Source organism: Microlunatus spumicola (genome assembly GCF_039536445.1).
GTDB classification, from domain to species: domain Bacteria; phylum Actinomycetota; class Actinomycetes; order Propionibacteriales; family Propionibacteriaceae; genus Microlunatus; species Microlunatus spumicola.
This window is the reverse complement of the sequence record NZ_BAAAYR010000004.1, coordinates 183,611-196,906: the sequence shown is the minus strand read 5'-3', so window position 1 is coordinate 196,906 and position 13,296 is coordinate 183,611. Positions and strand designations below refer to the sequence as shown.

Here is a 13,296-nt window from a genome sequence, read left to right as displayed (position 1 = left end):
CTCAGTCTTCCCCGGCCTCGTCGGGGTACCACTGCCCGTGGAACCCCAGGGGTGCGGCGTGCGGCACCTCGGCCCGCGCGACCTCACGGAACGTGACCGCGTCCAGGACGAGCAGGAACGAGCGCCGGGTGCGTCCCTCGAGGACGAGCGAGAGCACGACCCCGTCGTCCTCGGCGGTCCCGGTGGGGTCGGCGACGAAGACGGGTTCGCCCGGCCAGCAGCCCGGCTCGGCCCAGGTGCGGCTGCTGCCGTCGTCGACGTCGACCTTGACCAGCCGGTCGGAGAACGACGTCGTCAGCGTGCCCGGCGTCCCGACGCCGTAGACGTGGAGGTAGGGCCGGCCGAGGCGGGTCTCGTACGCGATCCTCGGGAACTCCAGCGGCGTCGCGCTCAGCAGCCGGTAGGTGACCGGGCCGCCGTCGAGCGGCACGCGGTAGCGGCGCAGCTCCCCGGCCGGCGTCCGCGGTCCCGGGCCGCGCAGCGCGGCGAGGTCGAACTGGTGCATCGCCTGCTCGCCGCCGGTCGAGGGCAGGTCCACGAGCAGCGCGCCGTCGTCCTCGAACGCGTTGACCTGGTGGTAGCAGAAGAAGGCCGGGGTCGTGCTGCGGCAGACGACCGACCCGGTCGACCGCTCGACCACGGTGAAGCGCGTGCCCTGGGCCGGCCGCCAGTCGTGGCTGTCGACGATCGAGCGCCCGGCCAGCAGCGACACCGCGTTGGCCAGCAGCGGGTACTCGACGAGCACGGCGAACCGGGGCGTGAGGGCGAAGGAGTGCATGTAGGACGGCCGCCCGGCCGCGGGGACGCTGGCCACCAGCCGGCGCTCCAGGCTGTCGTCGGCGAGCTCGTAGAGGTGGTAGGTGCTGCGGCGGCCGTACTCGACGGTGAACCCGGTCAGCACCCCGCCCCCGGCGGGACCCGCGATGTCCTCGTGGTGCGGGTGCGCGCAGCACCAGTCGCCCGGCAGGTCGTCGTCGTAGCCGACCGGGGCGAGCGTCTCCAGGGTCGTGGGGTCGTACGGGACCGCGTCCGGGGTCTCGGTCACCGCGACGTGCCGGCCGCCGAGGCGGAGGACGTTCACGACGGCGTTCGTCCCGGTCTCCGGCGGCCGCCCGAAGCGCCGCACCCGCTCGACCAGCGAGCGGGTCGGCACCGTGCCCACCTCCGCGTACCCGAACGCCCCCGTCTCCGTCGCCGCCCGCCAGGCCGGGCTGTGCACGTAGCGGTTGGCGTAGGTGACGCGGCCGTCCTCGACGCGGAAGCGCTGCAGCATCGCGAGCCCGTCGAACCAGTGCTTCGACCGCTCTCCGCGCCCGCCGGGCTGCGCGCTCCAGCGGCCGGGACCGTTGCGGACGAGGGTTCCGTGGAGCCACGCCGGCAGGGTTCCGGTCGTCTCGAGCTCGGTGTCGGCGAGCTCGGCGTCGAGCGCCTCGAGCCCGACCCGGTAGTCGTCGGAGGACAGGACCACTACGGCTCCGTCAGGTGGTCGAAGTCGCCCGAGACCCAGGCGACGTAGCGGTCGGCGGAGCGGGCGACCCAGGTCCGCGCGTCGGCCAGGACCTGGCCGCCGAAGTTGTCGTAGAGCCGGTCGGGGTCGAGCGCCACGACGCGGTCCGCGACGCGACGGACCACCGCGGCCGAGAGCGGGACCTTGTTCGGGAAGCTCCGCATGAAGGACACCCAGTGCTCGTCCGGCGTGCCCGCGACGGTGTCGCCGGTCAGCAGCACGTTCCGCCCGTCGGCCCCGACGAGGTGGGCGACGGCGCTGCCCGGGAAGTGCCCGCCGATGCGGTGCAGGGTGACGCCGGGCAGCACCTCGAACGCCGCTTCCCACGTCCGGATGCGCGGGTCGTCGCGCTGCACCCAGCCGCGGTCGGCCGCCTGCACCCAGACGGGCGCGTCGAGCTGCTCGCCCCAGGTGACCTGGGCACCGAACATGTGGGGGTGGCTCGACGCCACCGCCGCCACGCCGCCGACAGCGCGCACCGCCGCGACCAGGTCGTCGTCGACGTAGCCGGTCGGGTCCCACAGCAGGTTGCCCGCGGGGGTCCGCACGAGCAGCGCCCGCTGACCGATCCCGACGCCCGGCGTGACCGTGACGCCGAGCAGCCCCGGCTCGACCTCGGCGAGCGTGCCGTGGTGGCCCTCCGCGGCCAGCTCCGGCAGCGAGGTCCAGCGCTGGCCGGACGGGCACACGTACTGACGGTCGTCGCTGCAGATCGCGCACGCCGACGCCGGCTCCGCCGTGTCCGGCTGCTCGACGGCGCAGGTGCGACAGATCCAGACGGTCACGAGGCGATCCTGCTCCCGGTGTCCTCGCCGGCGCCGTACGGGGTCGGACCGTCGACCGACGGCGGATGCGTCAGCTCGGCGTACGCGGCGTCGAGCGCGACCCCCGCCGCGCCCAGCCCCTCGATCCGGCTGACCACGTCCTCGAGCCGCGGTGAACGCCACTCGTACGCGAGCAGGTCCATGCTCATCGCCACGACCAGGGCGTGGCTGTGCAGGGCGACGTCGAGGACGTTCCGGAGGCGCTCGTCGTCGGGGTCGGCGCAGCGCGGGGGGAGCTCCTCGCGCAGCGCGAAGAACCGGCGGACGAGGGGCCCGCCGCGCGGCGCGATGATCCCGAGGTGCCCGTGGCCGCGGACCTCGGCCAGCACCGCCTCGGCCCGGTCCTGCAGGATCACGGCCTCCGCGGCGCAGCGGCGCAGCACGGCCCGCTCGTCGACGGGCGGGGCCGCGGGCGGCAGGTCGACGAGGACGGCCGGTCGGGCACGCAGCCACGAGGGCAACCAAGCCACGCGCTCAGCCTAGGTCGGGGTCCGGCCGGGGGATAGCGTGCGGGACATGCCTGCCGACCCCGTCGCGCCGACCCGGGACCGTCCCCTGCGACGGCTCGGGTTCCTCACCATCGGGCTCTTCGACGCCGCGGACCCCGGTCCCGGCCACCACGTGACGCTCGAGATGATCGAGCTCGGCGAGCGCCTGGGGTTCGACAGCGCCTGGCTGCGCGACCGGCACCTGCAGCACGGCATCTCCTCGCCCGTCGCGGTGCTCGCGGCCGCCAGCCAGCGCACCTCCCGGATCGACCTCGGCACGGCGGTCATCCCGCTCGCCTGGGAGAACCCGCTCCGCCTCGCCGAGGACCTCGCCACCGTGGACGTCCTGTCCGGCGGCCGGCTGAACCCGGGCGTCAGCGTCGGGCCGCCGATGTCCTGGGACGACGTCCGGTCCTCCCTCTACCCCGACACCGCGGACGTCGAGGACTTCGGCTACGCCCGCGTCGAGCGGCTGCTCGGGTTCCTGGCGGGGGAGCGGGCGAGCACGTTCTCGGGGACGCGGGGGATCGAGGTCTTCTCCGACCGGGTGCAGCCGCAGTCGCCCGGCCTGCGGCAGCGGATGTGGTACGGCGGCGCGAGCCTGCGCTCGGCCACCTGGGCCGGCGAGCACGCGATGAACTACCTGACCAGCAGCGTCGTGAAGTGGGAGGGGCCCGACCAGCCCGAGGGCGGCTACGACTTCGCCGAGGTCCAGCTCGCGCAGGTCCGGGCGTTCCGGTCGGCGCACCCCGACGGGGACCGCGCCCGCGTCTCGCAGGGCCTCGTCGTCCTGCCCACCGACACCGCGACCCGGGAGCAGCGCGAGAAGTACGAGGCGTACGCCGCCTCCCGCCTGGAGCGGACGCGCACCCCGCAGACCCCGGCGAAGCTGCTGTTCGCGCCCGACCTCGTCGGCACCTCCGAGGAGCTCGTCGAGCAGCTGCGCGCGGACCCGGCGTTCCGCGAGGTGGACGAGGTCGCCTTCGCTCTGCCGTTCACCTTCGAGCCCGAGGACTACGTCCAGATCCTCACCGACATGGCCACGCGCCTCGCCCCGCTCCTGGGCTGGGAGCCGGGTCTGCTCAATACGTAGCGCTCGATCGCGATCCGGGCGCCCGTGAGGGCCGAAAGCCCCGTCGAGCGCTACGGATCGAGCGGGAGGCCGCCAGGTCTCAGCGGTTGGGAGCCAGGACCCCGGCCACGCGGCCCGCCTAGGGTGACCGCGTGCTCCGGATCAGCCAGACTCTCGTGGACGGGATGGTCGCCCACTCCCACGCGGACCACCCCGACGAGGCGTGCGGGGTGATCGCCGGGCCGGAGGGTTCCGACACCCCGGTGCGGCTGATCCCCATGATCAACGCGGACCGCTCGCCGACGTTCTTCCGCTTCGACCCGAGCGAGCAGCTCGCCGTCGCCAAGCAGATGTGGGACGACGACGAGGAGATCGTCGTCGTGTACCACTCGCACACGGCGACCGAGGCCTACCCCTCGCGGACCGACGTCTCGTACGCGGCCGAGCCCCAGGCGCACTACGTGCTGGTGTCGACGGCCGAGTCCGGGTGCGAGCCCGGCCCGGTGTCCGTCCGGTCCTACCGGATCGTCGACGGCACCGTCACCGAGGAGGAGATCGAGCTCGTCGCCGACGTCGCGGACGTGCTCGACCCGGAATAGCCCCCTGGGGCGAGGCGTTCGACTCGAGGATCTGATCGGCAAGTGGAAGAGAGTGCGGCGATGGCGGTAGAGGTGCGGATCCCGACGATCCTGCGGACCTACACGGGCGGCGAGAAGGCCGTCTCCGGGCAGGGGGCCACCCTGGCCGAGCTCATCGACGACGTCGAGGGCCGGCACCCGGGCCTCAAGGCGCGGATCGTCGATGCGACCCCCAGCGCGGCCAGCCTGCGGCGGTTCGTGAACGTGTACGTGAACGACGAGGACGTCCGCTTCAGCGGCGGCCTCAGCTCCCCGGTCTCCGACGGCGACGTCGTCGTGGTCCTGCCCGCCGTTGCGGGGGGTTCGCGCTGACCCGGTACGCCTCCCTCGAGGACTCCGTCGGGAACACGCCCCTGGTCGGTCTGCCCTCGCTCTCCCCGAGCGAGGACGTCCGGCTGTGGGCCAAGCTCGAGGACCGGAACCCGACCGGTTCGATCAAGGACCGGGCGGCGCTGGCGATGATCCGCGCCGCCGAGGCGGACGGTCGCCTGCGGCCGGGCGCCACCATCCTCGAGCCCACCAGCGGCAACACGGGCATCTCGCTCGCGATGGCCGCCAAGGTCCGCGGCTACCGGATGGTCTGCGTGATGCCGGAGAACACCTCGGTCGAGCGCAAGCAGATCCTGGCCATGTGGGGCGCGGAGATCGTGTCCTCGCCGGCCGCCGGCGGCTCCAACGAGGCCGTCCGGGTCGCCAAGGAGATCGCGGCTGACCACCCGGACTGGGTGATGCTCTACCAGTACGGCAACCCGGCCAACGCCGAGGCGCACTACCGCACGACGGGCCCCGAGATCCTCGCCGACCTGCCGACCGTGACGCACGTCGTCGCCGGTCTCGGCACCACCGGGACCCTCATGGGCATCGGCCGCTTCTTCCGCGAGAACAAGCCCGGCGTGCAGATCATCGCCGCCGAGCCGCGCTACGGCGAGCTCGTCTACGGCCTCCGGAACCTGGACGAGGGCTTCGTCCCCGAGCTCTACGACGCGACCATGATTGACCGGCGCTTCTCCGTGGGCGCGCGCGACTCCGTGCGCCGCGTCCGCGAGCTCCTCGAGCGCGAGGGCATCTTCGCGGGCCTCTCGACCGGCGCGATCATCCACGCCGCGCTCGCGCAGGCGGCGGCCGCGGTCAAGGCCGGGCAGCCGGCCGACATCGCGCTGGTCATCTGCGACGCGGGCTGGAAGTACCTGTCGACCGGCGCCTACAACACCGACCTCGACTCGACCGAGGACTTCCTCGACACCCAGGTCTGGGCCTAGGCCCGGAAAGGTCGCGCGCGACCGACCTGCCGTCGTGGGGGTCGGGCGCGTGGTCCAGGATGGGCGCATGAGCCAGCACCCCGCCGAAGCCGTCAGCCCCGCCGGCATCCACCACCTGCGCCTGACCGTCACCGACATCGCCCGGTCCAAGGCCTTCTACACCCGCCTCCTCGGGCGCGAGCCGGTCATCGACCAGTCCGACGCCGTCGACGAGCCCGGGGTGCGCGAGGACCAGAGCCGCTTCTACGGGGGCGTCGTCTACTCCTTCGGCGACCAGGTGCTCGGCCTGCGCCCCGTCGCCCCGGCCGAGGACACCTTCTCCTCGACCCGGGTCGGGCTCGACCACGTGGGCCTGCTGGTGGCCTCGCGGACGGATCTCGACAAGGCGGCCGAGCGGCTGAGCGCGGACGGCGTCCCGCACGGCGAGGTCACCGACATCGGCTCGATGCTCATCCTCTCGGTGCAGGACCCCGACGACATCAACCTGGAGCTCTGCTTCCCGACGGCCTGAGCGGCGCCGGACCCCTAGGATCGCCGACGTGGCAGCTCCCGGAACCGAGGCCCCGATCGGGATCTTCGACTCGGGCTTCGGCGGGCTGACCGTCGCGCGGGCGGTCATCGACCTGCTGCCGTACGAGGACATCGTCTACCTGGGCGACACCGCCCGGTGCCCGTACGGCGACAAGCCGATCGGCGAGGTGCGCGAGTACGCGCTCGAGTGCCTCGACCACCTCGTCGAGCAGGGCGTGAAGGCCCTGGTCATCGCCTGCAACGCGGCCAGCGCCGCGGTGCTGCGCGACGCCCGCGAGCGCTACTCGGTCCCCGTCGTCGAGGTCATCTCGCCGGCGGCCCGGCGCGCGGCCGCCGCCACCCGGAACGGTCGCGTGGGCGTCATCTGCACCGAGGCCACGGCCACGTCGCAGGCGTACGACGACGCCTTCGCGGCGGCCCCGACGATCACGCTCAGCACCGTCGCGTGCCCGCGGTTCGTGCCGTTCGTCGAGGCGGGCATCACCGGCGGCCCGGAGCTCCTGGCGGCGGCGGAGGAGTACCTCGCCCCGCTCGCCGGGGCGGCCGGCGTCGACACCCTGATCCTCGGTTGCACGCACTACCCGCTGCTGACCGGCGTGATCTCGCTGGTCCTCGGCGACCAGGTCACGCTCGTGTCGAGCGCCGACGAGGGCGCCAAGGCCGTCTACGCCGAGCTGACCCGGCGGGGACTGACGCACGGCGACCCGCGCCCGAGCACCCACCGCTTCCTGACCACGGGCAACCCGGAGGCCTTCGAGCGGCTCGGCGCGCGGCTGCTGAACGGCCTGGTCAGCGACGTCGAGCAGTTCGTGTGATGCGCCTGACGGTCGTGGGCTGCAGCGGCTCGACCTCCGGCCCGGACTCGCCCGCGTCCTGCTACCTCGTCCAGGCCGAGCACGAGGGTCGCACCTTCACGCTCGTCCTCGACCTCGGCCCCGGCTCCTTCGGCGCCCTGCAGCGCTACGTCGACCCCCGCACGATCGACGCGTACACGCTCAGCCACCTGCACCCCGACCACTGCCTCGACCTGTGCGGCGCCTACGTGGCCGGCCGCTACTCCGCGACCGCACCGTGGCCCCGGCCGCCCGTCTACGCGCCCGCGGGCGCCGGCGAGCGGCTCGCGCGGGCGTACGACGTCGCACCGCGTCCGGGTGGCACCGCCGAGCCCGGGATCCCGATCGGGGAGTGGTTCGACTTCCGGGTCTGGGCGCCCGAGCAGCGCATCGGCCCCTTCCGCGTGGCGACCGCGCCCGTCGACCACCCCGTGGAGGCGTACGCGGTCCGCGTCACCGAGGTCGGCGACGGCGGCGGGTCGCTCGTGTTCTCGGGGGACACGGGGCCCTGCGACAGCCTGGTCGAGCTCGCCCGCGGCGAGGACGGCAGGGGCGTCGACCTGCTGCTGGTCGAGTCCGCCTTCCTCGACGGCCCCGGCCTGCCGTCCGGGGTGCACCTCACCGGTTCGCAGGCCGCGACGGCGGGCGAGCGGGCCGGCGTCGGGCAGGTCCTGCTCACCCACGTCCCGCCCTGGCACGACCCGGAGCAGGTGCTGACCGAGGCGACCCCGCACTTCTCCGGCCCGACCTCCCTGGCCGTCACCGGCGCCGTCTGGACCGTCGGCGCCTAGCGCGTCGGAACTGTCGGCGGCGCCACCTAGGCTCGGGCATATGACCACCCGCGCTGACGGCCGCCGCCCCGACGAGCTCCGGGAGGTCAAGATCACCCGCGGGTGGCTGGGCCAGGCCGAGGGGTCCGTGCTCGTCGAGTTCGGCCAGACGCGCGTCCTCGTCGCCGCCAGCGTCACCCAGGGTGTGCCGCGCTGGCGCAAGGGCTCCGGGCTCGGCTGGGTGACCAGCGAGTACGCGATGCTGCCCCGCGCCACGAACACCCGCTCCGACCGCGAGTCGGTCAAGGGCAAGATCGGCGGGCGCACGCACGAGATCAGCCGCCTCATCGGGCGCAGCCTGCGGGCCGTCATCGACTACAAGGCGCTCGGCGAGAACACGATCGTCCTCGACTGCGACGTCCTGCAGGCCGACGGCGGCACGCGGACGGCGAGCATCACCGGCGCGTACGTCGCCCTGGCCGACGCCGTCAGCTGGCTCCGCGACCGCAACGCCCTGAGCGGCGAGCCGCTCACCGGGTCGGTCGCCGCCGTGTCCGTGGGCGTGGTGGGGGACACCCCGATGCTCGACCTCGCCTACTCCGAGGACTCCGTCGCCGAGATCGACCTCAACGTCGTGACCGACGGCACCGGCCGGTTCATCGAGGTGCAGGGCACCGCCGAGGGCCAGCCCTTCGACCGCGCCGTGCTGGACACGCTGCTCGACCTCGGCGTCGCCGGGACCGCGACGCTCACCGAGCTGCAGCGCGCGGCGCTCGCGGGCTGAGGCCGCCGTGCGCGACGTCGTCCTGGCCACCAACAACCGCAAGAAGCTCGTCGAGCTCCGGCGGCTCGTGGAGGCCGCCGGCGCGGACGTCCGGGTGCTCGGCCTGGGCGACCTGCCGCCCTACCCCGAACCCGCGGAGACGGAACGGACGTTCGTCGGCAACGCCCTGCTCAAGGCGCGCGCCTGCGTGGCCGCGACCGGGCTGCCGGCGCTGGCCGACGACTCGGGGATCGCGGTGGACGTGCTGAACGGGATGCCGGGCGTCCGGTCGGCCCGCTGGTCCGGCCCGGACGCCACCGACGACCGGAACAACGCCCTGCTGCTGGCCCAGCTCGACGACGTCGAGGACCCCGACCGCACCGCCCACTTCGAGGCGGCCGTCGCCCTCGTCCTGCCGGACGGGCGCGAGCGGACCACGACGGGCCGGATGGATGGTCGGCTGCTGCGGGCGCCGGTCGGCGAGAATGGCTTCGGCTACGACCCGCTGTTCGTGGCCGACGGCCAGCGGGTCAGCAACGGCGTGCTGGACCCGGTCGCCAAGGACCGGATCAGCCACCGCGGGCGGGCCGTCCGGGCGATGCTCCCGGTGCTGCTGGAGGAGCTGAAGGAGCCGCAGGGATGAAGACCTATCTCGACCTCGTCCGGCACGTGCTCGACCACGGGGTCCGCAAGGGCGACCGGACCGGCACCGGGACGCTCAGCACCTTCGGGTACCAGATGCGCTTCGACCTGCGCGAGGGCTTCCCGCTGCTGACGACCAAGAAGGTGCACACGCGCTCGGTCGTGGCCGAGCTGCTGTGGTTCCTGCGCGGCGAGACCAACGTGCGGTGGCTGCACGAGAACAAGGTGACGATCTGGGACGAGTGGGCCGACGCGGACGGCGAGCTCGGGCCCGTCTACGGCTACCAGTGGCGGTCCTGGCCCACGCCGGACGGGCGGCACGTGGACCAGATCGCGGAGGTGATCCGCTCGATCAAGGCCAACCCGGACTCTCGCCGGCACCTCGTCAACGCCTGGAACGTCGGCCAGCTCGACGAGATGGCCCTGCCGCCCTGCCACACGATGTTCCAGTTCTACGTCGCGGACGGCGCGCTGTCCTGCCAGCTCTACCAGCGCTCGGCCGACGTCTTCCTCGGCGTGCCCTTCAACATCGCCTCGTACGCGCTCCTCACCCACCTCGTGGCGCAGGTGTGCGGCCTGGAGGTCGGCGACTTCGTGCACACGCTCGGCGACGCGCACCTCTACCTGAACCACCTCGACCAGGCCCGCCTGCAGCTCACGCGCGAGCCGCGACCGCTGCCGCGTCTCGTGCTCAACCCGGACGTGCACGACATCGACGGCTTCGCGCTCGACGACATCGCCATCGAGGGCTACGACCCGCACCCGGGCATCAAGGCCCCGATCGCGGTATGAGCGCGCCCGAGCTCGTCGGCATCGCCGCCGTCGCCCGCAACGGCGTCATCGGCTCCGACGGGGACATCCCGTGGCGCATCCCCGCCGACTGGCGCCGCTTCAAGGCCCTGACCACCGGCCACGTGCTGGTGATGGGCCGCAAGACCTACGACTCCATCGGCCGGCCGCTGCCGGGCCGCACGACGATCGTGGTGACCCGGGACCGCAGGTGGCGGGGCGAGGGCGTCCTCACGGCCCCGACCCTCGACGAGGCGCTCGCGCTCGCCGCGGAGCGGGAGCCCGAGGTCGTCTGGGTCGCAGGCGGGGGAGAGGTCTACGCCGCGACCTGGGACCGGCTGGACCGCCTCGAGGTCACCGAGGTCGCGCTGGACCCGGAGGGGTCCGTGCGGTTCCCGGAGATCGACCCGGACCGCTGGCGCGAGACCGCCCGCGAGGAGCACGACGAGGCCGGGGGCTCCCCGGCGTACGCGTTCGTCTCGTACGCCCGTCGCTGACGGGTCGGTGCCGGAGAAGGGACTCGAACCCTCACGCCCTGCGGGCACAGGAACCTAAATCCTGCGTGTCTACCGTTCCACCACTCCGGCTCGACCCGAGAGCCTAGGCCCCCGGGTCGGCCCGCGACCGAGAGCGCGAGCGGTCAGACCCCGAGCTCGCGCTTCAGCTTGTCGACGTGGCCGGCGGCGCGCACGTTGTACTGCGCGACCGCGACCGTCCCGGCGCCCTTGGCGTCGACGTCGACCACGAAGGTGGAGCGGATGACGCCCTCGACGAGCTTGCCGTAGAGCAGCTTCTCGCCGAACGCCCCGTACGCGGCCAGGACCGTGCGCTCGGGGTCGGAGAGCAGCGGGAAGGCGATCGACTGACGTTCGCGGAACTGCGCGAGCTTGCCCTGGTCGTCGGGAGAGACGCCGAGCACGTGCAGGCCGGCGTTGCCCAGGTCGTTGATGGCCGCGGTGAAGTCGACGGCCTGCGTGGTGCAGCCCGGGGTGAGGGCGGCGGGGTAGAAGTAGACGATCACGCGCTGCCCGGCGAAGTCCGAGAGCGACACCTCGCGGCCGTCGGCGTCGGGGAGGGTGAAGGCGGGGGCGGGGTCGCCGGCGTCCAGTCGCGTCATGACCGGAACCTTAGTGAACCGTCCGCTCGCGCAAGCACTAGGCTTCGTCGAACCACCGCGGTGACGCGGTCGGTCCGTCGTGCGAGCAGTCAGGAGGACAGGTGACGACCCAGGCCAGCGGGCCCAGCCTCACCGGTCGGTCGAAGTCGGAGATCGAGGCCGACCTCGGAGCCAACCGCGACCGCCTCGCCGCCTCCGTCGCGGGGCTGATCGACGAGGTGCACCCCAAGCGCATCAAGGAGCGCACCGTCGGACGCATCCGCGCTGCCGTCCAGGCCCGGGTCGACGACACGCGCGCCTACTTCTTCAACGCCCGCGGTGACGTGCGGACGGACCACGTGCTCAAGCTGTCCTCGGTCGTGGCCGGGACGGTCACGGTGGTCCTGGCCTTCCGCGCGCTGCGTAACCGCCGCCGCCGCTGACCCCGCCGCCCGCTTCCTGAGAGGCGGGCCTGCGGAGCCCCCGGCCTCGGGGTGCGCGCTAGCAGGTCGGAGCCGCGTCGGCTGCTGAATGGATTAAGTAGCGTCGACCGCCGGACGGGCGCGAGATCTTTCGACGAACGACCTGATCCGCGCCTCTTCCCAACCGCCCTCCGGGCGTGTTACAGGGTTGATAACGATCTTGACGAAATCGTTGTGCGTGTTGCGCTGGTGCGACGGGGTGCCCCTACTGTGGCCGACAGCACCAACCGGAATGGGTGCGTTCTCAACAATGAAGTGAGGCCTGTATGCGTTTCGTTCGTTCTGGGCGTCGAGTCGCCGTCGCGGCCGTCTCCCTCGGTGCGCTGCTCGCCGCAGCCGCCTGCGGTGGCAGCAGCTCCGACTCCGGCTCCGGCACCGGTTCCTCCGCGCCCGCCGTCGACTTCACCAAGCAGGGTGACATCGAGTACTGGCAGGGCAAGGACAGCTCCGGCAACCTCCCCAAGCTGATCGCCCAGTTCAACGCGCAGCACCCGAACGGGCAGGTCAAGTTCCACGAGCTCCCGGACTCCGCCGACCAGCAGCGTCAGCAGATGATCCAGAACACGCAGATCAAGAACCCGGCCATGGGCGTGATCAGCGTGGACGTCGTCTGGACCTCCGAGTTCGCGGCCAAGGGCTACGTCGTGCCGCTGCCGGCCGACCAGTTCCCGACCACGGGCTTCCTGCAGTCCGCCGTCACCGGCGCGACCTACTTCAACAAGCTCTACGCCTACCCGTCGACCTCCGACGGCGGCCTGCTGTACTACCGCAAGGACCTGCTCGACAAGTACGGCATCACCGCCCCGCCGACGACCTTCGACGAGATGAAGGCCGCCTGCGACAAGATCCGTGCGGGCGAGAACGACGACAAGCTCGGCTGCTTCGCCGGCCAGTACGACAAGTACGAGGGCCTGACGGTGAACTTCGACGAGGCCGTGCACAGCGCCGGCGGCGTCATCGTCGGTGACGACGGCAAGCCGAACGTGGCGACGCCCGAGGCGGCCAAGGGCCTGCAGACGCTGGCCGACTGGTTCAAGAACGGCGACATCCCCAAGGCGGCCGTCACCTGGCGCGAGGAGAACGGTCGCACCGCGTTCGAGGCCGGCCAGCTGATCTTCCACCGCAACTGGGGCTACGTGTACAACCTCGCCCAGAGCGACAAGGACAGCAAGGTCAAGGGCAAGTTCGACGTCGCCCCGCTCCCGGGCATCAGCGGCCCGGGCGTCTCGAGCCTCGGCGGTCACAACCTCGCCATCGCCACCAACGGCGACAACAAGGGCACCGCGGTCGACTTCGTGAAGTTCATGGCCTCGGAGGAGATCCAGAAGTCCAACACGCTGGCGACCTCGCAGTCGCCGACGCTGGAGAAGCTCTACACCGACGGTGACCTGGTCAAGAAGTTCCCGTTCATGCCGACGCAGCTCAAGTCGATCCAGGGCGCCATCCCGCGTCCGAAGGCCGTCGAGTACGGCGACGTGACGCTGGCCATCCAGGACGCCGCGTACGGCGCCATCCAGACCGGCGCGGGCGGCGGCACCGCCGACGCGACCGCCGCTCTGCAGGGCCTGCAGACCAAGCTGCAGACGCTGATCAAGTAAGCCC

17 protein-coding genes and 1 tRNA gene are annotated in these 13,296 nt (G+C 72.6%); 13 read left to right on the top strand and 5 right to left on the bottom strand.

Translation table 11 applies throughout. The features are described from left to right. Position 1: 1 nt before the first annotated feature. From ABD665_RS14060 to ABD665_RS14050, 3 genes are read right to left on the bottom strand one after another with little or no spacing between them, the layout of a single operon-like run. Entirely contained in the window at positions 2-1,468 is a 1,467-nt protein-coding gene (locus tag ABD665_RS14060) for a carotenoid oxygenase family protein (RefSeq protein ID WP_204913273.1), read from the bottom strand. Beyond that, a complete protein-coding gene (locus tag ABD665_RS14055) occupies positions 1,468-2,292 on the bottom strand; it encodes an MBL fold metallo-hydrolase (protein WP_204913272.1) in 825 nt (274 codons plus the stop codon). The genes ABD665_RS14060 and ABD665_RS14055 overlap by 1 nt, the downstream gene beginning before the upstream one ends. After that, positions 2,289-2,801: a hypothetical protein gene (locus ABD665_RS14050; RefSeq protein WP_204913270.1), complete on the bottom strand. Its 513-nt coding sequence runs from the start codon at positions 2,799-2,801 to the stop codon at positions 2,289-2,291. The genes ABD665_RS14055 and ABD665_RS14050 overlap by 4 nt, the downstream gene beginning before the upstream one ends. 46 nt (positions 2,802-2,847) lie before the next feature. Here ABD665_RS14050 and ABD665_RS14045 point away from each other — a divergent pair, with 46 nt between their 5' ends. From ABD665_RS14045 to ABD665_RS13995, 11 genes are all read left to right on the top strand, one after another. Next, positions 2,848-3,912, top strand: a complete 1,065-nt coding sequence (locus tag ABD665_RS14045; protein WP_204913269.1) for an LLM class flavin-dependent oxidoreductase — start codon at positions 2,848-2,850, stop codon at positions 3,910-3,912. Positions 3,913-4,043: 131 nt separating this feature from the next. After that, on the top strand, positions 4,044-4,490 hold the full coding sequence (locus tag ABD665_RS14040) for a M67 family metallopeptidase (protein WP_344742461.1): 447 nt from the start codon (positions 4,044-4,046) through the stop codon (positions 4,488-4,490). 60 nt (positions 4,491-4,550) lie between these two features. Further along, positions 4,551-4,841, top strand: a complete 291-nt coding sequence (locus ABD665_RS14035; RefSeq protein WP_204913268.1) for a MoaD/ThiS family protein — start codon at positions 4,551-4,553, stop codon at positions 4,839-4,841. After that, on the top strand, positions 4,838-5,788 hold the full coding sequence (locus tag ABD665_RS14030) for a cysteine synthase (RefSeq protein ID WP_204914901.1): 951 nt from the start codon (positions 4,838-4,840) through the stop codon (positions 5,786-5,788). The genes ABD665_RS14035 and ABD665_RS14030 overlap by 4 nt, the downstream gene beginning before the upstream one ends. A 67-nt stretch (positions 5,789-5,855) precedes the next feature. After that, positions 5,856-6,299 carry a VOC family protein gene (locus ABD665_RS14025; RefSeq protein WP_204913266.1) on the top strand — a complete coding sequence of 148 codons (444 nt, stop codon included), beginning with the start codon at positions 5,856-5,858 and terminating at the stop codon, positions 6,297-6,299. Between the two features lie 28 nt (positions 6,300-6,327). Beyond that, complete coding sequence (gene murI, locus ABD665_RS14020; RefSeq protein ID WP_344742460.1) at positions 6,328-7,134, top strand: glutamate racemase; 807 nt, start codon at positions 6,328-6,330, stop codon at positions 7,132-7,134. After that, positions 7,134-7,943 carry an MBL fold metallo-hydrolase gene (locus ABD665_RS14015; protein ID WP_204913265.1) on the top strand — a complete coding sequence of 270 codons (810 nt, stop codon included), beginning with the start codon at positions 7,134-7,136 and terminating at the stop codon, positions 7,941-7,943. The genes murI and ABD665_RS14015 overlap by 1 nt, the downstream gene beginning before the upstream one ends. 40 nt (positions 7,944-7,983) lie before the next feature. Further along, positions 7,984-8,706 carry a ribonuclease PH gene (gene rph / locus ABD665_RS14010; RefSeq protein WP_204913264.1) on the top strand — a complete coding sequence of 241 codons (723 nt, stop codon included), beginning with the start codon at positions 7,984-7,986 and terminating at the stop codon, positions 8,704-8,706. Between the two features lie 7 nt (positions 8,707-8,713). Continuing rightward, on the top strand, positions 8,714-9,328 hold the full coding sequence (locus ABD665_RS14005) for a non-canonical purine NTP pyrophosphatase (RefSeq protein ID WP_204913263.1): 615 nt from the start codon (positions 8,714-8,716) through the stop codon (positions 9,326-9,328). Next, the gene (locus ABD665_RS14000) at positions 9,325-10,119 is read left to right on the top strand and encodes a thymidylate synthase (RefSeq protein ID WP_204913262.1); all 795 of its coding nucleotides are present in this window, start codon (positions 9,325-9,327) and stop codon (positions 10,117-10,119) included. Before ABD665_RS14005 ends, ABD665_RS14000 begins: the two co-directional genes overlap by 4 nt. Next, the gene (locus tag ABD665_RS13995; RefSeq protein WP_204913261.1) at positions 10,116-10,613 is read left to right on the top strand and encodes a dihydrofolate reductase; all 498 of its coding nucleotides are present in this window, start codon (positions 10,116-10,118) and stop codon (positions 10,611-10,613) included. Before ABD665_RS14000 ends, ABD665_RS13995 begins: the two co-directional genes overlap by 4 nt. 8 nt (positions 10,614-10,621) lie before the next feature. Here ABD665_RS13995 and ABD665_RS13990 read toward each other — a convergent pair. Both ABD665_RS13990 and bcp read right to left on the bottom strand, forming a co-directional pair. After that, a tRNA-Leu gene (locus ABD665_RS13990) sits at positions 10,622-10,703 on the bottom strand. A gap of 53 nt (positions 10,704-10,756) precedes the next feature. Continuing rightward, entirely contained in the window at positions 10,757-11,233 is a 477-nt protein-coding gene (gene bcp / locus ABD665_RS13985; protein ID WP_204913260.1) for a thioredoxin-dependent thiol peroxidase, read from the bottom strand. Between the two features lie 101 nt (positions 11,234-11,334). Between bcp and ABD665_RS13980 the strand changes: the two genes are divergently transcribed. Together ABD665_RS13980 and ABD665_RS13975 are read left to right on the top strand one after the other, a co-directional pair. Then, positions 11,335-11,655, top strand: coding sequence for a DUF3618 domain-containing protein (locus ABD665_RS13980; protein ID WP_204913259.1), 321 nt, complete (start codon positions 11,335-11,337; stop codon positions 11,653-11,655). A gap of 305 nt (positions 11,656-11,960) precedes the next feature. Beyond that, on the top strand, positions 11,961-13,292 hold the full coding sequence (locus ABD665_RS13975; protein ID WP_204913258.1) for an extracellular solute-binding protein: 1,332 nt from the start codon (positions 11,961-11,963) through the stop codon (positions 13,290-13,292). The last annotated feature ends 4 nt before the right edge of the window (positions 13,293-13,296 follow it).